The following is a 21,476-nucleotide window of genomic DNA, read 5'->3' on the forward strand; positions in this document are numbered from 1 at the left end:
CTCCCAACCGGCACAGCCAATGCTGCGCCGTGACGAGAGACTATCGTTGGAAACGGCATCGGCCAACGGATGGCCGATGCTCCAACGCCGAAAATTCCCGAACCGCTTAGCGCTTGCCTGCAACCGCAGGGGCACGCCAACGCGCCCAGAGCCGCTCGAACAAGGGCAGAAGCCCCCGCGGGGTGACCAGAATGACGGAGATCACGACGATACCGTAGATGAAATAATGCAGGCCGGGCAGCGTGCTGCCGAGCTTGCCGCGCAGGATTTCGCCGAGTGGCACCAGCAGCAGCGCGCCCAGCGCCGGGCCATAGGCACGGCCGAGCCCGCCGACCGTAGCGAACAGCACGATCTCGATGGTGATGACGGGCGAGATCAAGAGGTAAGGATCGGCAAAAGTGAGATAACGCACATAGGCAGTGCCGACGACGGAGGCGAGCATTGCCGAAATCACCATGGCGGTGATCTTGTAGCGCAGGATGTTGACACCGATGGCCTGCGCCGCCTTCTCGTTGTCGCGGATGGTGCGCAGATAATAGCCGAGCGGGGAATTGAGGATCGCGACATTGACCAGCACGCAAATCGCAGCCAGCCCCAGCATCATCCAGAACGCGCCGTGACCGCCGCCGAACTGGAACGCCAGGAAATTACCCGTGTCCTTCGGCAACAACAGCCCGGACGCGCCGCCGAGGAAGTCCCAGCCCTCGACCACGATGCTGCCCATTTCGGCGAAAGCCAGCGTGATCAGCACGAAAGAGAGATGGCCGAGCTGAAAGCGGAAATCGATCCAGGCGATGATGGCGCCGAGGATACCGGAAATCACCGCTGAGATGACGAGACCGAGCCACATATTGATGCCGAGCTTGAGCAGAAGTGCGGCCGAGAACATCGAACCGATACCGATGAACAGGCTGTGCGCCAGCGAGATCTGCCCGGCCATGCCGCCGACGATGTTCCATGATGAGGCCAGCGCCACATAGACCAGCGCCAGCGTGAGAATGTGGACGTAATAGCTCGACAGCAGGAAGGGCATGATGGCGGCGATGGCCAGTGCGCCCCACCAGATCGGCGACGCCAATGTCTTGTAGAATTCCTCTCTCATCGTGCCGAGCTCCAGGTCAGGCCCTTCGGGAGAAACAGCATGATCGCCACGAAGATAATGTATGGCAGCAACAACCCGATCGGGCCGTCGAGATAGATCGTGCCGAAGGCTTCGGCGATGCCGATGATCAGGCCGCCGAGCATGATGCCGACGAAATTGGTCATTCCGCCGAGCACGACGACCAAGAGCGTGATCACCGTGTAGCGCAGGCCCTGGGTCGGCTGGATCGGCGTGCCGGGCAGCAGCAGGGCCGCGGCCAGCGCGAGAATGCCGATGCCGAGCGCGAAAGTCAGCACCTGGACGCGGCCGACATTGATGCCCATCAGCGCCGCGGCATGGGCATTCTGATGCACGGCGCGGATAGAGCGGCCGAAATCGGTCGAGCGCAGCATGATGTAGAGGCCGATGGCCAGCGCGAAGGACACGACGAAGGCGACGATATGCGGCACCCGCAGCACCACGTCGCCGAGAATGATCAGCTTGGATTCGACGAAGGACGGCGTGCGGGCGGGCTCGCCGCCGAACACCATCAGGATGCCGTTCTGCAGCACAAGGCTGAGACCCAGCGTAAGCTGCACCACCATCAGGAACTGATGCCCGACCATCGGCCTGATCAGGAAGATGTAGACCAGCGCGCCGATGGCAGTCATCAGCGGCACGGTGATGATGATGGACACATAGGGATCCATGGCGAAGGCGGAATACAGCGCGAGGCACATGAACATGCCGAGCGAGATGAAATCGCCATGCGAGAAGTTGACGACGCCCGAGACGCCGTAGACGAGCCCCATGCCCAGTGCCAGCAAGCCATAGGTGGCGCCGATCAGAAGGCCTTGGGCGAGAGCCTGATAAAGTTCGGTCACATCACTCTCCGATCACAGACCAAGATAGGCGCTGCGGGTGCGCGGATCGTTCTTCACGGTCTCCGCATCGCCTTCGACCGCCACCTGCCCGCGCTCCAGCACGTAGCAGCGCCTGGCGTGGCGCAGCGTCAAATTCAGATTCTGCTCCACCAGCAGGATCGTCAGCCCATCCGCATGCAATTTGTCGATAATCTCGAAAATGTACTGCACGAACAGCGGCGACAGACCGAGCGAGGGTTCATCGAGCATCAACAACTTGGCTTCCGCCATGAGCCCGCGGCCGATCGCCAGCATCTGCTGCTCACCGCCTGACAGTGACCCGGCGTTCTGGGTCAGCCGCTCGCCGAGTCGCGGGAACAGCGCAATGACTTTCTCCATCTGCTGCGGACGATGCTTGCGCGCATGCGCGTTGATGCCGCCGAGCAGAAGGTTCTCACGGATACTCATTTCCGGAAATACCAGGCGGCCTTCCGGCACCTGCACGATGCCGAGCTCGACACGCGCCTGCGGCGTCAACTTGCTGATGTCTTCGCCGAGAAACAGAATGCGCCCGGAGAGCGGCTTGACCATACCGGACAGCGCATTGATCAGCGTGGTCTTACCGGCATTGTTGGCGCCGAGCAGACCGACGATCTCACCAGCAGTGATTTTGGCATTGATGTCGCGCAGCACCGGCACGCCGCCATAGCCTGCGACGAGATTATCGATCTCAAGCATCGAGATGATCTCCGAAATAGGCATCGACGACGCGCTGATCCTTGAGTATCTCGGCAGGCGTGCCTTGCGCGATCTTCTCGCCGAAATTGATCACAACCATGCGCTGCGCGAGTCGCATGATCACCGGCATCACATGCTCGACCATCACAACAGTGACGCCCTGCTTGTTGAGCTCCTCGATGATCGCGATCGGCGCCGCGGTCTCGGCCATGGTCAGGCCGGCCATCACTTCGTCGAGCAGGATGCAGCGCGGATCGGTGGCGATGCACTTCGCCAGTTCCAGCAGCTTCTTGTCCTGCAGCGATAATGTCGCTGGCGTCTTGTGCTCCTTGCCGCCGAGGCCGACGCGCAGCAGCGCCTGCGCCGCATAATCGATGGCTTCACGCATCGGCCGGCGCGTCAATGCAGCGGTCGTGACGACGTCGAGCGCCGTCATGTCGGCAAAGGACTGGACGATCTGGAAGGAGCGCATCAATCCGCGGCGCACCAGCCGATCCGGCGACACCCCGATAATGCTTTCGCCGTCATAAACGACATCGCCCGCGCTCGGTGGAATGAAGCCGGAGATCACTCCGAACAGCGTGGTCTTGCCGGCGCCGTTCGGGCCGATGATGCCGAGAATTTCGCCCTTCTCGACGTCGAAGCTCACCGCGTTCAGCGCAACCAGGCCGCCGAACCGCCTGGTGATATTGGAGACTTCCAGAAATGCCACAGTCGTCCACTCTCTAAGTTGCGCTCGGTCTTACTACAACGCCGATCAAGCTTTCGGCCGCGGCGGAACCTGGGCGAATTCCTTCGGGAATACGACCTGCTGATCCTGCTCCGGTGTCCACTGGATGAACATCGCCGAACCATCCTTGAGCAGGCGATCTTCCGCGAATTGCAGGCCCTTCGGCTTGGCAATGTAGAGATTCGGATCGCCCGCCGGAATGTTGACGTTCTTCAGCGCCTCGAGCAGTGCATCGCTCTGCAGCGACTTGGCATTTTCAAGCACCTGCTGCAGCACGCGCGCGGCTTGCGCATATTGCACGGCGCCCTGACCGATTTTTTCGAGCTTGGCCACATCGCGCAATTCTGTGACGATCTTCTGCATCGACTCGATCTTGGCCCCGGCACTGAATCCGGTCATGCCGAACAGGTTCTTCGTCAGCACGGCCTTGCCGATCTCGGGGCCGAGGTCCTTCCAGAGCGACAGATCCGAATAGCCACCGGTGCCGCCGCAGAAGATGCTGCCATGATAGTTCAGATTGTAACGCGCCTGATGCAGCAGGATGCCGTCACGCGGTGTCACCAGGCCGACAACGACATCGGGTTTGAGCGAGCGAATGCGAACCATCGCTGCGGTCTGATCCTGCGCACGAATATCGAGCGCGGCTTCGCCGATGATCTGGATGCCGCTGGCCTTCAGCTTCTCGACCAGGAACTTGTTGGACTGCTGACCGGCCTCGTAGTTCGAATAGGCCATGACGGCAGTCTTGATCGGAAACTTGAAATCGTCGCGCAGCGAGATCACGAAATCATGCATCGTCTGCGCGTAGCCGCGGTCATAGGGGTATCCCAGCGTGAACATGTAGTTCGACTGCGAGCCGCCGGCCCAGACCGACAGCGTCGGAATCTTGGCTTCGTCGACCACCGGCGTCAGCGCCAGCATTTGCGCGCTGAGGATGGTGCCGGTCAGAAGGTGCACCTTTTCCTCGGTGATCAGGCGCCGCGCCTCGGCGGCGGTGCGCGCGGGCTGGCTGGTATCATCCGCCAGCACCAGTTCGATCCTGGCGCCACCCTTGCTCTTGATGCCGCCTTCGGCATTGATCTTCCTTATGATGTATTCGAACGCCGGCTGGCCTTCCTGGGCATAGGCGGCAAGACCGCCGCTCATCGAATTGACCATGCCGATGCGGATCGCCGGCTCGGCAGCGCCGGCACCGCGAATGAACGGCGCAGCGATCGGCCCTGCCAGAACGGCAGAGGCACCAAGTCCAAACGTGCGGCGGGTCATGGTCATGGTCATATCCTCCGATGCGCAACGTCGCTGAAACGGCGTGCTTTCTTGTTCTGTTACTGTGCGCTGAAGTGTTGAACACTGCGTTGCAAATTGGGAGTCTGCATATCGCAGTCAGCCAGCATTTTTCGGACTTAGACGCGTTTACGCAGCTGCGTCAAATTGCGGCGCACGGAAATCGCGAATGAGGGCCATGCGTGCGTGGCAGGGCTTTCATATTCGAGCAATCGCAAAGCCTGTACGCGGAAAATGCACAACCGTTGTACCGACATCGTGATCGTCACGACGCAGAGCGATACTGTCGTGATCCGCAGAAACAAATGCACCGATGACGGGATCAAAGCCCCAATCGGTCGGCGTGACGGACAGCATCATGCCTTCCGTAAAAAGCTGCCCCTGATCGACGGCAATATCATTGTGAGCTGGATGAGGTGTCATCACAGGCTGACAGAGCCGCGCGGTCTCCAGCGCCTGTTCGGGTAACAGCTCCTCAACCGTTCCGTGCCCAACCGAGGCTACCCGGTCCATCCAAGCAAGGACGCGCGGATACTCGGCAAGGCCTTCGCTCTCACCAAGATTGCCGCGTGCATACCAGAGCGGGTGATAGACTGCGAGATCGGCGAGTGACGGCGCGCTGCCGAGCAGGAATGCGTCGCCATGCGTGAGCCAATCGCTGAGCGAGACAAGATGAATGCGAAACTGGTCACGCAGATCGGGAAGCTGCGCGCGCATCTTCACGCTGTCCCAGCCATCGAACTTGCCCGACGTGAAACTCGCGCGATCGGCATGCAGCTCCGGCGGGAAATGGTCGCCGTTGATGCCGAACACGAGACCGAGCGCAGTGCCGAAGAGCACACTATCGGCCCAAGCCGCAACGATATCGGCCTGACCGCGCGTGTCCGCCGGATAAAGCGTCGGCTCGGGAAAACGCCGCTCAAGCTCCGCGAGAATGCGGCGCGTATCGCAATAGATGTCGGCGCCGATTTGCAGCACCGGAATACGACGATAGCCTCCGGTGAGCGGCACAAGCTGTGGCTTCGGCGCGATCCGCGGCTGGATCACCGAATGCCAATGCAGGCCCTTCAATCCGAAGGCGATGCGCACCTTCTCGGCAAACGGCGAACGCGGATAGTGATGCAGAACAAGATCGGTCGCCGTCACTGCATCCCTTGCCTGTCAGCTATGTCGCATGTATTGCCGTCGCCGCACTGGCGGGATACATCGCCTCAAATTCGGCGATCGGATGCGGAAGCCCATCCGGACCTATGATTTCAACATCCCAGCTGCCGTCATGGAGCAGCTCTCTGGCCTTCTTGACAGCTCCGGCAGCGTTGTCGCGGCGGAGTGAAACAGTCCCTGACGTATCGGTTCCCTTAACGAAAAACGGCAAGTCACGTCCTCCCTGTGTGAGGCGCCTCGAGATGCGAGGCCGTGCGCGACGTCTCGATCGCGCCACTCCGCACATCAGACCACAGGAGTCGTGACAATTCCAGCGACTTGCCGAGGCAGTGACGCCTGTACCGCTATACAGACGCGCGCTGCGCTGCGGGACGGGTCAGCACGAAGAAGACGAGGGTGCCGACCGTCAGGAATACCGCCATTGAGATTAAAACTGCTGGCAATCCCCAGGCGGCTGCGATCGGACTGGTCACCGACTGCATCACAGCAGTGCCGAGGAAGAACGACAGGTTGGCCGCAGAGAGCGCCTTGCCAATATTCTCGGCAGCAACGACCTGGCGGATCATTGCGTAGACGAGCGGCTGCATCGCAACGAGAAGGCCGATGACCACAAGGAGGCAGGTGTCGACTGCCACGGGCATCACGGGCAGGCCGAAAAGCGTGGCCAACGGATAGCCCGGTGCACCGAGCGCCATCACGAGCAGCAGCGCGGCGGCGCATAGATTGACCGTAAAGAGCAACGCGCGGCGATGACCAAGCTTGCGATCAAGCAAGCCCGACAGCGCCGGCGCGATCACCAGCGCCACCGTGAACAGCGCCAGCACATTGCCCGCCTCTATCCGCGACAGTCCCTTGATGTTCATCAGCCAGGGCCCGGCCCAGAGCCCACGCAGCACAAGCTGAACTGCAAGCGACACGAAAGCGAGGATCACGATGCCGCGCACCGCACGCGACACACCGAGTTGCAGAACCGAAACCATCTCGCCGAGAAGCGCGCGAGGCTGGCCTTCGGAACGCGCTGCCGGCACCATGACCGCGATCAGCATCGCCACGACAATCGCTGCTGCGGCGGCAATCCAGAAGCCGGCGCGCCAGCCCCAATGCTCGACGACGTAAGCCAGCGGACTGGCCGACAACAGCAACCCGGCGTTACCAAATGACAGGATGATGCCGGACCACAGGCCGAACTGCGTCGGCGTCAGCCGCTTTGCCGCGAGCGTCATCGGGCACATCAACATGCCCGACGTCGCCATGCCGATCGTTGCCTGCGACACGAAGAACGAGAGCGCCCCGGTCGATAGCGCCGCGATCGCCGCGCCGCAGACCGTGCCGGCGAACAGCACGAGCGACACCGTGCGGATGCTGTAGCGATCCAGCGCGACACCGACCGGGATCTGCAGCAGCGCGAAAAAAAAATGATAGGCCGAGGTCAGCGCGGCCAGTGTCTGCGGCGTGACGCCGAGATCGACCGACATCAGATCGATTGCGACCGCAGGCGTGGTACGTAGCATGTTGGACAGCACGTGCCCGCATGTCAGAATGAGCATGGCGGCCACGAGGGCCACGCTCACGGGCGGGTCGATAGCAACGGGCCTAAAGGCGGAGGAATCGGCAGCACTGGTCATGGCGCTCGCCTACGCGGAAACACGGCGCGCAGCAACCACCACGAAAGCCGTGGCGGTTATGCTCTCCTGATGTTGCGGTGCAGCTTATGGGGCCGATGCCTCGATCCGGATGGGGATCGATTTATAGGCCGGCGTTCCCGACTTCGCATCATGCTGATCGAGCGACACCAGCACATTGGCTTCAGGGTAATAGGTCGCCACCGATCCCTGCGGGATGTTGTAGGCCACTGCCGTCACCCGCCGCATGGCGCGCGACACACTACCCGGCCGATCCAGCACGACATCGATAAGATCGCCATGGCTCAGCCCGCGGCTGGCGAGATCCTGCTCGTTGACGAACACGATATCACGCCGCCCGGTGATGCCCCGATAGCGGTCGTTCATGCCGTAGATCGTGGTGTTGTACTGGTCGTGGCTGCGCAGCGTCGTCAACGTCAACGCGTTCTCCGTCGGACCATCCTCATAGAGGCCGGAGAAGACCAGGAACTGCGCCTTCTTGCTCGGTGTCAGCCATTCTCGCTCGGAAGCCGCATTACGCAGGCGGAAGCCGCCGGGTTTCTCGATCCGTGCATTGTAATCCTCGAAAGCCGGAAAGACCGACTCGATGGCATCGCGGATCTTGCCGTAGTCGGCGACGAAATCGAGCCACTTCACCTTGGTGTTCGGCAGCGTGGCGACGGCCATATCGGCAACGATGGCCGTCTCCGACTTCAGATGCCCGGACGCCGGCTTCAAGCCGCCGCGCGAGGCATGCACCATCGACATCGAATCTTCCACCGTCACCAGTTGCGGCCCCGTCGCCTGCACGTCGATCTCGGTACGGCCGAGGCATGGCAGGATGATCGACTCCTTCGCAATCAGAAGATGCGAGCGATTGAGCTTGGTGGCGATATGCACCACGAGATCGAGGCTACGCATCGCCGGATAGGTCTCCTCGGGATCTGACATTGCGACCGCGAGATTGCCGCCAAGACAGATTAACACCTTCGAACGTCCATCACGGATCGCCTTCACCGACGCGACAGCGTCGTGGCCGTGTGCGGTTGGTGGCTCGAAGCCGAACGTACGCCTGATACCATCAAGCAACGCGGCGTTCGGTACTTCGGTGATCCCGACCGTACGATCACCCTGCACGTTCGAATGGCCGCGCAGCGGCGAGATACCTGCGCCGGGGCGGCCGATATTTCCGCGCAGCATCAGCAGATTGGCGATCTGCTGCACATTGCCGGTGCCGTGGCGATGCTGGGTGATGCCCATGCCGTAATTGATGACGACGTTCTTCGCCTTGGCGTAAATGCTGCCGAGATTCTCGATATCCGCCCGCGGAAGGCCCGAGGATCGCTCGATCGCATCCCATGACGTCGCGTCGAGATCGGCAAGCAGCGCATCAATGCCTTCGGTATGTTCCGCAATGAAGGCGCGGTGGAGTACGCCGGGACCACCTTGCGCAAGGCTCGCGGCATCGAGCGCCACGACAGCCTTCATCATACCCTTCAGCACAGCGACGTCGCCACCAACCTTGATCTGATAATAGGTCGACGAGATTTGCGTCGAGCTGAGCGTCAGCATTTCCGCCGGATGTTGCGGCGACGTGAACCGCTCCAGCCCGCGCTCGCGCAGGGGATTGATCGACACGATCGCCGCACCGCGCCTGGCGCATTCGCGCAGCGTCGTCAGCATGCGCGGATGATTGGTGCCGGGATTGTGCCCGATGCAGAACACAGCGTCCGCATGGTCGAAATCCTCCAGCGTCACCGTGCCCTTGCCGACGCCGATGGATTCCGGAAGGCCGACGCTGGTGGCCTCGTGGCACATGTTGGAGCAATCGGGGAAATTGTTGGTGCCGTATTCGCGCACGAACAACTGATACATGAACGCTGCTTCGTTGGAGCAGCGGCCTGACGTGTAGAACTCGGCCATATTCGGATCGGGCAAGGCGCGCAAGCCGGCACCTATCCGTGCCATCGCATCCTCCCACGAGATCGGAAGATACTTGTCGCTAGCCCGGTCATAGGCCATCGGATGGGTGAGACGTCCCTCGTTTTCGAGGTCGTGATCATGCCACTCCCAGAGCTCGCTCACCGTGTGCGCCCCAAAGAACTCCGGCGTCGTACGCTTGGCCGTCGCCTCCCAAGACACGGCCTTGGCACCGTTCTCGCAGAATTCGAATGACGACGTATGTTTCGGATCGGGCCACGCGCAGCCCGGGCAATCGAAGCCGTGCGGCTGGTTCATCGTCAGCAGGCCGTGCGTTTCGTTGACCACCGCCATCTGTCCGCGCACCGCGTCGGCAACGGCTTTCAATGCACCCCAACCTGCCGCAGCGCCTTTGTAATCCTCGACGCCCTGAACCTGCTTCTTCGCCATCGCGATCTGTCCTTCGTCGTCAGGGCCCATATGGCCGATCTAATTCCGTCTCGTAGCATTAATGGCTGCAATACAGCGAATAGATGCCATCAACTTTGATTGACCGATGCCTGCGCTGTATTGAACGATACGAATGCAGTGACACCTGTTCACCAAGACTATCGCCCGATTGATATTTTGAATGGAGCGCCGATGACCTCTTCTTCCTTGTTCAGGCCGCTGAAAGTTGGCCCGTATCAATTGAATCACCGGGTGGCGATGGCGCCGCTGACGCGCATGCGTGCGGAGAAGCAGAGCCTCGCGGCCTGGGCCCTCAACGCCGAATATTACGCGCAGCGCGCGACCGAAGGCGGACTGATCATCGCCGAGGCGTCGCAGGTCATGCAGGAAGGGCAAGGCAGCCCGAACACACCGGGTATCTATACGAAGGAACAGATCGCAGGCTGGCGTCAGGTCACCGATGCGGTGCACGCCAAAGGCGGCATCATCTTCCTGCAACTGTGGCATGTGGGCCGTGCGTCACATTCATCGTTCCAGCCCGGCGGCGGGCTTCCGGTCGCGCCGTCAGCCATTGCGATCGACGCTACCACGCGGACGGCTTCAGGCGAGACGGTATCTTACGAAACACCTCGCGCCCTGAAAACCAGCGAGATTCCCGGCATTATCGACGCCTACCGACAGGCCACGCGCAACGCCAGGGAAGCCGGCTTCGACGGCGTCGAGGTGCACGGCGCCAACGGCTATCTGCTCGAACAATTTCTGCAGACCCGGAGCAATCAGCGCACCGACCAATATGGAGGCTCAATCGAGAACCGCGCCCGCCTGCTGCTCGAAGTGACCAATGCGGTCATCGGTGCATGGAGTGCAGATCGTGTCGCCGTCCGCCTGTCGCCCTATGGTGTCTCGAATGACTCCGGCGAAACCGATCCGATGCCGCTCTACAGCTATGTGGTCGGTGAACTCGACAAGCTCGGCCTTGCCTATCTCCATTTCGTCGAGCCGCGCACCAGCGGCGTCGGCCGCGCGGAAGTGTTTCATAACAATGTGCCCAAGGCCTATGAGCTGTTCCGGCCGATGTGGAAAGGCGTGCTGGTTACCGCCGGCGGTTTCGACGGCGCCTCCGCCGAGGAGGCCGTCGCTTCCGGGAATGTCGATATCATCGCCTTCGGCCGCCCGTTCATCGCCAATCCGGACCTGCCGGAGCGTATCAAGCGGAAGGCGCCGTTCACGCCGTATAACCGCGCCACCTTCTACGGTGGCGGCGTGGCGGGTTACACCGATTATCCGGTGCTTGGCGCAGGTTAGTGCTGCTGATTATTCAATAGAAAGCGGTTCTGGCTCGCTATAGGCTGTGTACGGCCCGTAGCGGGCCAGGAGTATCGCCCCATGGATTCCACCCTCTCAGCCGCCGAGCTCGACGATCGCATCGCCATTCTCCGCGACAATATCCGGCAGTTGATCGAGCAGGCCGCGGCGGCCTCCGGCGAGAGCAATGAGGAGCGCGTCGCGGATCGGCTGGCTCAGCAGAATGAGGAGCTGGACCGGCTGATCGCCCAGCGCGACGCTCTCGGCAAATAGCGAGGTCGCCTGGGCTGCTCGTCGGACCTGCCCCGTTGTCGGGCGGGATGCGTAAAACCACGGCTTTTCCTGTGGTAAACTTGCGGCTAGTTTGGACGCATGAACGTTCAAGCCAAAATCGACATCAAGCACTCCACCTGCCCGCATGATTGCCCCTCCGCCTGCGCCCTTGATATCGAGGTGATCGGCGGAAATACCATCGGCCGGGTCCGCGGCTCCAAGGAGCAAAGTTATACCGCCGGCGTCGTCTGCGCGAAGGTGGCCCGCTACGCCGAGCGCATCCATCACCCTGAACGGCTGATGTATCCGATGCGCCGCACCGGGCCGAAGGGCACCGGGCACTTTACGCGCATCACATGGGACGAGGCGCTCGACGAAATCGCCACGAAATTCAACGAGGCCGAACGCGACTTCGGCGCAGAATCGGTTTTCCCTTACTACTATGCCGGCACGATGGGCCTGGTGATGCGCGACGGCATCAACCGCCTCGCCAATGTAAAGAAATATTCGCGCTTTTACTCGACGATCTGCTCGACCATCGCCTGGGCCGGTTTTTCTGCCGGCACCGGCAAAGTCGCCGGCGTGGATCCACGCGAAATGGCGAAGTCGGACCTGATCGTAATCTGGGGCACCAACCCCGTCTCGACGCAGGTCAATGTGATGACCCACGTCTCGCGCGCCCGCAAGGAACGCGGGACCAAACTGGCGGTCGTCGACATCTACGACAACGACACCATGAAGCAGGCCGACATCAAGATCCTGCTGCGGCCAGGTACCGATGGCGCCTTCGCCGCCGGCGTCATGCATGTGCTGTTCCGCGACGGCCTCGCTGATCGCGACTATCTGGCCACATACACCGATGCCTCGCCGGAATTCGAGGCGCATCTCGCAACACGGACGCCGGAATGGGCGTCGAATATCTGCGGCGTGCCGGCGGCCGAGATCGAAGCCTTCGCGCGCCTGGTCGGCGAGACCAGGCGCAGCTATTTCCGCCTCGGCTACGGCTTCACCCGCAGCCGCAACGGAGCCGCGCAGATGCATGCAGCGCTTTGCGTGCCCACCGTTACCGGCGCCTGGCAATATGAGGGCGGCGGCGCTTTCTTCAACAATGCCGCGATCTGGAAATTCGACAAAACGCTGATCGAAGGCCTCGACGTGCTCGACCCCTCGGTCCGACGTCTCGATCAGTCCAAGATCGGCCGAATCCTGACCGGCGATCCCACGGCCCTGCACAACGGCCCGCCGGTCAAGGCGATGCTGATCCAGAACACCAATCCGATGACAGTGGCGCCGGAACAGGCTTTGGTACGGCAGGGCTTTGCGCGCGAGGACCTGTTCGTCGCGGTGCATGAGCAGTTCATGACCGAGACCGCCATGATGGCCGATATCGTGCTGCCCGCGACCATGTTCATGGAACATGACGATCTCTATTACGCCGGCGGCAACCAGCACATTTCGGTGGGCGCCAAGCTGATCGATGCGCCGGAAGAATGCCGCTCGAACCACGACGTTCTGCAAGGCATCGCCAGCCGCCTGGGCGCGAAACATCGCGCCTTCGACATGCACCCGCGCGAGATCATTGACGAGACGCTGCGGGTCAGCGGTCGCGGCGGCATCGAAGGGCTGGAAGCGGACAAATGGCGCGATATCCAGCCGGATTTCCGCACCTCGCATTATCTCGACGGCTTCGCGCATGCCGACGGCAAATTCCATTTCAAGGCTGACTGGTCGAAAGTGCCTATGCCCAATGCCGGGCTGATGGGCGCATGGGACGAGATGCCATCCTTCCCCGACCACTGGGCCGTGATTGAGCACGTCGACGATGCACACCCGTTCCGGCTCGCGACCAGCCCGTCGCGCTCGTTCCTCAACACCTCATTCAACGAGACACCGTCATCGCAGGCCCGCGAAGGCGCACCAAGCGTGATGATGCATCCGGTCGATGCGGCTCGGCTGGGAATCGCTGACGGCGACGCCGTGACGCTCGGCAACATGCGCGGCGAGACGACATTGATCGCACGCATCTTCGACGGCCTGCGCCGCGGCGTGCTGATTGCGGAGTCCGTGCATCCCAACAAGGCGCATATCGGCGGTCATGGCATCAACATGCTGACAGGCGGCGAAGCCGTCGCGCCCTATGGCGGCGCAGCGTTTCACGACAACAAGGTGTGGGTGAAGAAGGCTCCTTGAGCCCAGAAGCGCCGGCCGCGCGCTCCTTCTCCCCGCTCTGCGCGGGGAGAAGTTAAGATTAGCGCGCATCCTCCAGAATCATATCCGATGCCTTCTCCGCGATCATGATGACCGGCGCGTTGGTGTTGCCCGACATCAGGTCCGGCATGATCGAGGCGTCGATGACGCGCAGGCCTTCCAGCCCACGCACGCGCAGCCGCTGATCGACGACCGCTTTCGCGTCATGGCCCATGCGGCAGGTCGAGGTCGGGTGATAGACGGTGCTGCCGCGCTGGCGGCAGTAGGCGAGCCATTGCTCGTCGGTCACCGTGCCGGGGCCAGGCTCGACTTCCTTGGTCACGAACGGCTTCATCGCCGGCGCGTTGAGCATCTTGCGCAGGATTTTCAGACCTTCGACGTTTGCGGTGCGATCGGTTTCGGTCGCGAGATAATTGATCCGGATCGCCGGCGGCACCGAGGGATCCGCGCTCTTGATGCGCAGCGAACCACGGCTTTCCGGGCGCAACTGACAGACCGAGGCCGAGAAGCCGGAAAACGGATGCAGCTTCTCTCCCATCTTGTCGGTGGAGAACGGCAGGAAGTGGATCTGGATATCCGGCGACGCCATGCGCGGATCGGTCTTGAAGAAGGCACCCGTGGTGCCGGCGGCATAGGTCAGCGGTCCCGTGCGAAACGCCGCGTATTGCAGACCCATCATCGCCCTGCGCACGGGGTGATTGACGAAGTCATTGAGCGTGATCTTTTGCGGGCATTCCATCACCATGCGGACCTGCATGTGATCCTGCAGATCACTGCCGACGCCGGGGGCATCGAGAAGGACCTCGATGCCGTGCTCCTTGAGCAAATCGGCGGGACCGACGCCGGAGAGCTGCAGCAGTTGCGGTGAATTATAGGCTCCGCTCGACACCAACACTTCCTTGCGGGCGCGCGCCTTGCGCACCACGCCGTGCTGCTTGAACTCGACACCCACCGCACGCTTGCCTTCGAACAGGATGCGTTGCGCCAGCGCTTCGGTCTCGACGCGGACATTGCCCTGTTTCAATGCCGGACGCAGATAGGCCCGCGCGGTGGAGGCGCGACGCCCACCTTTGGTCGTGGTCTGAAACCAGCCGGCGCCTTCCTGCGTGGCGCCGTTGAAATCGTTGTTCACGGGAATGCCGGTCTCGGCAGCAGCGGCGATGAAGGCCTCCGACAGCGGATCGGGGCAGCGCGAATCCGACACCGGCAGCGGGCCGCCGACGCCATGATACTGGCTCGGCCCACGGGTCTGATTTTCCGCCTTTTTGAAATAGGGCAGCACATCGTCGTAGCCCCAGCCGGTATTGCCGAGCTGACGCCAGCGATCGTAATCCTCGTGCTGGCCGCGCACATACAACAGTCCGTTGATCGAGCTGGAGCCGCCGAGCACCTTACCGCGCGGCTGGAACACCGAGCGCCCGTCGAGACCCGGTTCGGGCTCGGTCTGGTACATCCAGTTGACGGATTTTTCCTTAAAGAGCTTGCCATAGCCAAGCGGCACGTGGATCCAGATATTGCGATCCTTCGGGCCAGCTTCGAGCAGTAGCACCGAATATTTGCCGGAGGCCGAGAGGCGATTGGCCAGTACGCAACCGGCCGAACCGGCACCGACGATGATATAATCAGCCTCAATCGCATCAGCCGACGCGTGACGCGCCGACGCAGTTTGACCGCTCATGTTTCCCCCGATTGTTTTCAGCAACTGAAAACGGAAATGGCGGGGAAGTAAATGGGCGCGGCCGGAAGCATGGCACGCATGCGGCCAGAACCGGCGCAATGCGAAGAGCCGGAGACTGCTGACATAAGCTCCCTCTCCTGCTCTGCGCGGGGAGAGGGTTGGGGTGAGGGGCCAGGCACATACGATGCAAAAGGAGTGATGTCTCGGGCCGAAGACATGTGAACCGAGAGACGCATAACTGGGGCTTCGCCCGAGACGGCCCCTCACCCGCCGCGAAGACGCGGCGACCTCTCCCCGCAGTGCGGGGAGAGGTTAAGAAAGAACGACACCTCAGCTATAACGACTGATCGCAAGATCCTTCACATCCAGCTCCGGCGCCCTACCGGAAATCTGGTCGGCGAGCACGCGCGCGGTGCCGCAGGCCATAGTCCAGCCGAGCGTGCCGTGGCCGGTATTGAGGTGCAGATTTCCGAGATGTGTCGGGCCAACGATGGGCGGGCCATCCGGCGTCATCGGCCGCAAGCCGCTCCAGAATGTGGAGCGCGACAGATCGCCGGCGGTCGGGAACAGGTCGGTCACCGACTTGTCGAGCGGCATGCGGCGTGGTGCAAACGGCACCGGATGATAGTCGCCGACTTCGGCAGTGCCGCCGACGCGGATGCGGTCGCCGAGGCGCGTGATTGCCACTTTGTAGCTTTCGTCCATGATGGTCGATTGTGGCGCGACACTCTCATCGGTGATCGGCACAGTGATGGAATAGCCCTTCACCGGATAGACCGGCGCATCGATGCCGAGCGGACGCAGCAATAGCGGCGAGAAGCTGCCAAGCGCCATCACATAGGTATCTGCCGTGAAGACACCCTTGTCGGTCGTGACCTGTGCGACACGGCCGCCGGTGACATCCACCGACTTGATGGTCGTTTCATAGACAAACTTCACGCCGAGTCCCGCTGCGATCTTTTCCAGCCGCTGCGTGAACAGATGGCAGTCGCCGGTCTCGTCCTGGGGCAGACGCAAGCCGCCGACGAACAGATCCCGCACGCCGGCGAGGCCCGGTTCGTATTTCACGCAGCCGGCGCGATCGAGCACTTCATAAGGCACGCCATATTGCTTGAGCACATCGATATCGCCGCCGGTTGCATCGAGCTGCGACTGCTTGCGGAACAGCTGCAGCGTACCCTGGCTGCGATCATCATAGGTGATGCCAGTCTCGGCGCGCAGCGCACGCAGCTGGTCGCGGCTGTATTCGGCGATGCCGACCATGCGCGACTTGTTCAGCGCATAGCGCGCGGTGGTACAATTCCGCAGCATCTGCAGCATCCAGCGCCACTGGTGCGGATCGGCCTGCGGCCGCACCACCAGCGGACCATATTTGTCCATGATCCAGCCAAGCGCCTTCTTTGGCACGCCGGGACCGGCCCAGGGCGAGGCATAGCCGGGCGAGACTTCGCCGGCATTGCCAAACGAGGTTTCCAGCGCCGGACCGGCCTGACGGTCGATCACCGTCACCTCATGGCCGGCCTTGGCCAGATAATAGGACGTGGTAACGCCGATCACGCCCGCGCCGAGAACCAGAACCTTCATCGCACCGTGCCTCCAGACCGGGCGGTCCACCGCACATCGATCTCATCCGAGTAAATTCGTTCATAGCGCTGACCGAGCGAGGTCAGCATTTCATAGCCAATGGTGCCCGCTGTTGCGGCCAGCGCATCGAGCGACTGGTGCTCGCCGATAATTTGCACTTGCGATCCCCGTGCCAACATGCCGGCGGGCAGATAGCCAAGATCGACAGTCAGCGAGTCCATCGAGACGCGTCCGGCAACTGCCAGCCGGCGCCCGCGAAAATAGACCGCGCCGCCATTGCCGAAAGCGCGCTGCAATCCGTCGGCATAACCGATCGCCAATGTCGCGAGGCGCGTCGGCTGCGGCGTGCGGAAAGTCCAGCCATAGCCGACATGGGCATCGGCCTCGATCTCGCGGGTCTGGATCACCTGCGCGGTGAGACGCACCACCGGCAGCATCGGATTGCTTTGCGCGGGATTGGGATTGAGACCATAGAGCGCGGCACCGGGACGGACGATATCGTGATGATAGTTGCGGCCGAGGAAAATGCCGGACGAATTGGCGAGAGATTTTCGCGCAGCAGGGAAGCGTTTGGCGAGTGTCTGAAACGCCGCAAGCTGATGCGCATTGGCCGGATGCGCCGGCGTATCGGCACAAGCGAGATGGCTCATCACCAGCTGGACATCAAGAACCGACGTATCCCTGCCGGCGAGATCGGCGACTTCGCGCGGCGACATGCCCAGCCGCGACATGCCGCTATCGACCTGAATGACCGCCGGGAGAACGCGACCGCGTTGCCGCGCCTGATCTGACCAGGCATCAAGCTGTTCGCGCGAATTGAGCACCGGGACGATGCCGGCATTGGCGCAATCGGGCTCGCCGCCCGCCGGCAAACCATTCAAGACATAGATCGCAACGTCGTCTGGCAGATGTGTCTGGATATCCACGGCTTCGTCGAGATGCGCCGTGAAGAAGGCGCGGCAGCCGGCCCGATAGAGCGCCGGTGCGACACGGTCGGCGCCGAGGCCATAGGCATCGGCCTTGACCACGCCGGCACAGGTGACGCCGGGTCCGACGCGTTCGGCCAGCAGCCGGTAATTGCGTGAGATCGCAGCGAGATCGATGGTCAGCACCGCGCTCGCGTGCCGCGTCCCCGTCCCGCCTGTCCAAGGTGCCAGCATCACATCCCCCGCCACGAATGATCGCAGAGACATTGTCGCATGTCGCGGGCGACGCTTTACGCCGATTTTGGCCGCTGATAGGCTACGGGGCGCCGATATTCAGCGGATTAGGCGCAAGTATTGGTGAATTACTGCAAAATGGAACGCCCATGCCCGCCGCACCGGAACTCGATTCGATTGACCGCAAGATCCTCCGCGAGGTCGTGCAGGACGCCCGTATCAGCCAACTCGTGCTCGCCGAACGCGTCGGGCTGTCGCCGACGGCCTGCACGAGGCGGCTGCATGCGCTGGAAAAGAAGGGTGTCATCAAGGGCTATGCCGCCGAGATCGACGCGTCCGAGCTCGGCTACATGATGACGGTGCATGTCCACATCACGCTCGACAAGCAGAGCGAAGGCGCGCTCTCGGCCTTCGAGCGCGAGATCGCGAAATGCCCCGATGTCGTGTCCTGCTATCTGATGTCGGGCAATGACGACTATCTCGTCCATGTGCAGGCACGCGACATGGAAGACTATGAACGCATCCACAAGCAGCAACTGTCGCGGATGCCCGGCGTGGCGCGGCTGCATTCGAGCTTCGCGATGCGCAGCGTGGTGAAACGCGGCGTCTCGCTATCGGCGCTGACAGGGTAAGCCTTACGGATGCAAGCCCGGCGCTTCCTGGCCGGTACGCTCGACATATTCGGTATACCCGCCGCCATATTGCTGGATGCCGTCCGGTGTTAGCTCCAGCACGCGGTTCGACAGCGCCGCCAGGAAGTGGCGGTCATGCGAGACGAACAGCATGGTGCCTTCGTAGTCCGCCAGTGCCTTGATCAGCATTTCCTTGGTGGCCATGTCCAGATGGTTGGTCGGCTCGTCGAGCACCAGGAAATTCGGCGGATCGAACAGCATCTTGGCCATCACCAGACGCGCCTTCTCGCCGCCCGACAGCACACGGCAGCGCTTCTCGACATCATCGCCGGAGAAGCCGAAGCAGCCCGCCAGTGCGCGCAGCGTGCCCTGGCCCGCCTGCGGGAATGAGTCTTCGAGATTCTGAAAGATCGTGCGTTCGCCATCGAGGAGGTCCATCGCGTGCTGCGCGAAGTAGCCCAGCTTGACACTGCCGCCGATGGTGACGTTGCCGTTGTCGGGCTCTGCCGCGCCGGTGACGAGCTTCAGCAGCGTCGACTTGCCGGCGCCATTGATGCCCATCACGGCCCAGCGTTCCTTGCGACGCACCGAGAAATCCAGCCCTTCATAAATGGTGCGGCTGCCATAGGCCTTGTGGATGTTCTTGAGGCTGACGACGTCTTCGCCGGAGCGCGGCGCCGGCAGGAAGTCGAACGACACGACCTCACGGCGCTTCGGCGGCTCGACGCGCTCGATCTTGTCGAGTTTCTTGACGCGGCTCTGCACCTGCGCCGCATGGGACGCACGCGCCTTGAAGCGCTCGATGAACTTGATCTCCTTGGCCAGCATCGCCTGCTGACGCTCGAACTGCGCCTGCTGCTGCTTCTCGTTCATGGCGCGCTGCGCCTCGTAGAACTCGTAGTCGCCGGAATAGGATGTCAGCGATCCCGCATCGATCTCCATGATCTTGGTGACGATGCGGTTCATGAATTCGCGGTCATGCGAGGTCATGAGCAGCGCCCCCTCGTAACCCTTCAGGAAACCTTCGAGCCAGATCAGGCTCTCGAGATCCAGATGGTTCGAGGGTTCGTCGAGCAGCATCACATCGGGGCGCATCAACAGAATGCGCGCCAGCGCGACGCGCATCTTCCACCCGCCGGACAGCTTGCCGACGTCGCCCTCCATCATTTCCTGCGTGAAGGACAAACCAGCAAGCACTTCACGGGCACGGCCTTCCAGCGCGTAGCCATCGAGTTCCTCGAAGCGCGCCTGCACCTCACCGTAGCGCTCGATGATTGTGTCCATATTGTCGGCCTGGTCCGGATCGGCCATGGCCGCTTCCAGTTCCTTCAGCTCGGTGGCCACGACGCTGACCGGACCGGCGCCCTCCATCACCTCGGCGACGGCACTATGGCCAGACATTTCGCCGACATCCTGGCTGAAATAGCCGATGGTGACGCCGCGCTCGACCACCACCTGGCCCTCGTCGGGCAGCTCCCGGCCGGTGATCATGCGGAACAGGGTCGTCTTGCCGGAACCGTTGGGCCCGACCAGACCGATCTTCTCGCCCTTGAGCAGCGCGCCGGCGGCTTCGATGAAGACGATCTGATGACCGTTCTGCTTGCTGATATTATCGAGGCGGATCATTGGCGTATGGGCTCACGGGACAGGGATTAAGGCCTGCCAATAAGGCATCCGGCCCTCGTACGGAAGGATATTTTGCGCTGCAAAAGCCGATCCAGCCGGTATGGTGTGCGGGCAATACTCGGAATCAGGGGCCATCGATGACGCAGACCATTCAACCGACACCATCCACGGTCCATTGGGGCTATTTCGACGCCACAGTGAAGCCGATCGCCACGATTGAGCCGGGCGAGATCATCGTGATGAACAGCGTCAGCGGCGCCAACGACCATTTGCCGACAGATACCGGAATGACGATCCGCCCGGAGTTGCTGGCCATTGGGGATGCCCTCAAACCGGAACTCGGACCACACATCATGACCGGCCCTGTCGCCGTCAGCGGCGCCAGGCCGGGGGACGCGCTTCGTGTCGAGATCCTCGATGTTCAGCTCGCGGACGACTGGGGCTATATGCTGTTCAAGCCAGGCATGGGAACGCTGCCCGACGACTTCGATTCGTTCCGTCGCATCCATATCGGCCTCGACCGCGCCACCGGTGCGGTGAAAACGCCGTGGGGCATGACCCTGCAGGCTGCGCCGTTCTTCGGCGTGATGGGCGTCGCGCCGAAGCCCGCAGCGGGCCGCCTCAGTTCGACGATGCCCTCCCATTTCGGGGGCAATATGGACAACAAGGAACTGGGCGCCGGCAGCACATTGTATCTGCCGGTCTGGACCGAGGGCGGGCTGTTCTCGTGCGGCGACGGCCACGCCGTACAGGGCGACGGCGAAGTCTGCGTTACCGCCGTGGAGACCGGCCTCACCGGCACATTCAGGATCAACCTCGTCAAGAATGCGCAGCTCGAAGCACCCTATGCCGAGACCAGGGATCACCTGATCACCATGGCGTTCGATCCCGATCTCGACGAAGCCGCACGCGTCGCGCTGCGCCGGATGATCGCCATGATCGTCGCGCGCACCACGCTGACATCCGAAGAGGCCTATTTCCTCTGCAGCCTCTCCGCGGATGTCCGCGTCACCCAGCTGGTCAATCTCGACAAGGGCATCCATGTGATGATGCCGCTTGCGATCCTGAACCAGGCAAAACGCTAGGGCCGATCGACATTCATTGGTTCCAGATCATTGCTGCGGCGAGGTGGATGAAGCCAGCGAAGTGCGAGGTTCG

The 21,476-nt window shown here is 62.1% G+C and carries 17 protein-coding genes; 5 read left to right on the forward strand and 12 right to left on the reverse strand.

Annotated features, from left to right (window positions below; all coding sequences use genetic code 11):
* Window positions 1-106: 106 nt before the first annotated feature.
* The 8 genes from AC1RLZ_RS29005 to AC1RLZ_RS29040 all read right to left on the reverse strand — a co-directional run bounded on the left by AC1RLZ_RS29005 (window position 107) and on the right by AC1RLZ_RS29040 (window position 9,852).
* Window positions 107-1,102: a branched-chain amino acid ABC transporter permease gene (locus AC1RLZ_RS29005; protein WP_493191470.1), complete on the reverse strand. Its 996-nt coding sequence runs from the start codon at window positions 1,100-1,102 to the stop codon at window positions 107-109.
* Window positions 1,099-1,965, reverse strand: coding sequence for a branched-chain amino acid ABC transporter permease (locus tag AC1RLZ_RS29010; protein ID WP_068737690.1), 867 nt, complete (start codon window positions 1,963-1,965; stop codon window positions 1,099-1,101). Before AC1RLZ_RS29010 ends, AC1RLZ_RS29005 begins: the two co-directional genes overlap by 4 nt.
* Window positions 1,966-1,977: 12 nt before the next feature.
* Window positions 1,978-2,682, reverse strand: a complete 705-nt coding sequence (locus AC1RLZ_RS29015) for an ABC transporter ATP-binding protein (protein ID WP_493191471.1) — start codon at window positions 2,680-2,682, stop codon at window positions 1,978-1,980.
* On the reverse strand, window positions 2,675-3,394 hold the full coding sequence (locus AC1RLZ_RS29020) for an ABC transporter ATP-binding protein (protein WP_371422229.1): 720 nt from the start codon (window positions 3,392-3,394) through the stop codon (window positions 2,675-2,677). The genes AC1RLZ_RS29015 and AC1RLZ_RS29020 overlap by 8 nt, the downstream gene beginning before the upstream one ends.
* Before the next feature lie 45 nt (window positions 3,395-3,439).
* On the reverse strand, window positions 3,440-4,684 hold the full coding sequence (locus AC1RLZ_RS29025; protein ID WP_493191472.1) for an ABC transporter substrate-binding protein: 1,245 nt from the start codon (window positions 4,682-4,684) through the stop codon (window positions 3,440-3,442).
* Window positions 4,685-4,894: 210 nt separating this feature from the next.
* Window positions 4,895-5,842 carry a glutathione S-transferase family protein gene (locus AC1RLZ_RS29030; RefSeq protein WP_493191473.1) on the reverse strand — a complete coding sequence of 316 codons (948 nt, stop codon included), beginning with the start codon at window positions 5,840-5,842 and terminating at the stop codon, window positions 4,895-4,897.
* 362 nt (window positions 5,843-6,204) lie between these two features.
* Complete coding sequence (locus tag AC1RLZ_RS29035; protein WP_493191474.1) at window positions 6,205-7,485, reverse strand: MFS transporter; 1,281 nt, start codon at window positions 7,483-7,485, stop codon at window positions 6,205-6,207.
* Window positions 7,486-7,569: 84 nt separating this feature from the next.
* On the reverse strand, window positions 7,570-9,852 hold the full coding sequence (locus AC1RLZ_RS29040; RefSeq protein ID WP_493191475.1) for an FdhF/YdeP family oxidoreductase: 2,283 nt from the start codon (window positions 9,850-9,852) through the stop codon (window positions 7,570-7,572).
* Between the two features lie 192 nt (window positions 9,853-10,044).
* Between AC1RLZ_RS29040 and AC1RLZ_RS29045 the strand changes: the two genes are divergently transcribed.
* The 3 genes from AC1RLZ_RS29045 to AC1RLZ_RS29055 all read left to right on the forward strand — a co-directional run bounded on the left by AC1RLZ_RS29045 (window position 10,045) and on the right by AC1RLZ_RS29055 (window position 13,620).
* Complete coding sequence (locus tag AC1RLZ_RS29045) at window positions 10,045-11,157, forward strand: alkene reductase (protein ID WP_493191476.1); 1,113 nt, start codon at window positions 10,045-10,047, stop codon at window positions 11,155-11,157.
* An 81-nt stretch (window positions 11,158-11,238) separates the two neighbouring features.
* Window positions 11,239-11,430 (forward strand): hypothetical protein, encoded by a 192-nt coding sequence (locus AC1RLZ_RS29050; RefSeq protein ID WP_493191477.1) that lies wholly within the window; start codon window positions 11,239-11,241, stop codon window positions 11,428-11,430.
* A 99-nt stretch (window positions 11,431-11,529) separates the two neighbouring features.
* The gene (locus AC1RLZ_RS29055; protein WP_493191478.1) at window positions 11,530-13,620 is read left to right on the forward strand and encodes a molybdopterin-containing oxidoreductase family protein; all 2,091 of its coding nucleotides are present in this window, start codon (window positions 11,530-11,532) and stop codon (window positions 13,618-13,620) included.
* 58 nt (window positions 13,621-13,678) lie between these two features.
* On the opposite strand, the gene AC1RLZ_RS29060 is transcribed toward AC1RLZ_RS29055, so the two are convergent.
* The 3 genes from AC1RLZ_RS29060 to alr all read right to left on the reverse strand — a co-directional run bounded on the left by AC1RLZ_RS29060 (window position 13,679) and on the right by alr (window position 18,093).
* Window positions 13,679-15,316: a GMC family oxidoreductase gene (locus AC1RLZ_RS29060; protein WP_493191479.1), complete on the reverse strand. Its 1,638-nt coding sequence runs from the start codon at window positions 15,314-15,316 to the stop codon at window positions 13,679-13,681.
* Window positions 15,317-15,646: 330 nt separating this feature from the next.
* Entirely contained in the window at window positions 15,647-16,900 is a 1,254-nt protein-coding gene (locus tag AC1RLZ_RS29065) for a D-amino acid dehydrogenase (RefSeq protein WP_493191480.1), read from the reverse strand.
* Window positions 16,897-18,093, reverse strand: a complete 1,197-nt coding sequence (gene alr / locus AC1RLZ_RS29070; protein ID WP_493191481.1) for an alanine racemase — start codon at window positions 18,091-18,093, stop codon at window positions 16,897-16,899. Before alr ends, AC1RLZ_RS29065 begins: the two co-directional genes overlap by 4 nt.
* 116 nt (window positions 18,094-18,209) lie before the next feature.
* On the opposite strand from alr, the gene AC1RLZ_RS29075 reads away from it, so the two are divergent.
* On the forward strand, window positions 18,210-18,692 hold the full coding sequence (locus AC1RLZ_RS29075; RefSeq protein WP_371422218.1) for an Lrp/AsnC family transcriptional regulator: 483 nt from the start codon (window positions 18,210-18,212) through the stop codon (window positions 18,690-18,692).
* Between the two features lie 3 nt (window positions 18,693-18,695).
* Here AC1RLZ_RS29075 and AC1RLZ_RS29080 read toward each other — a convergent pair whose 3' ends face one another.
* Window positions 18,696-20,318, reverse strand: a complete 1,623-nt coding sequence (locus AC1RLZ_RS29080) for an ABC-F family ATP-binding cassette domain-containing protein (protein WP_493191482.1) — start codon at window positions 20,316-20,318, stop codon at window positions 18,696-18,698.
* Between the two features lie 137 nt (window positions 20,319-20,455).
* Between AC1RLZ_RS29080 and AC1RLZ_RS29085 the strand changes: the two genes are divergently transcribed.
* Window positions 20,456-21,403, forward strand: coding sequence for an acetamidase/formamidase family protein (locus tag AC1RLZ_RS29085; RefSeq protein WP_493191483.1), 948 nt, complete (start codon window positions 20,456-20,458; stop codon window positions 21,401-21,403).
* The last annotated feature ends 73 nt before the right edge of the window (window positions 21,404-21,476 follow it).

The organism is Tardiphaga sp. GW822-FHT04G09 (assembly GCF_058800725.1).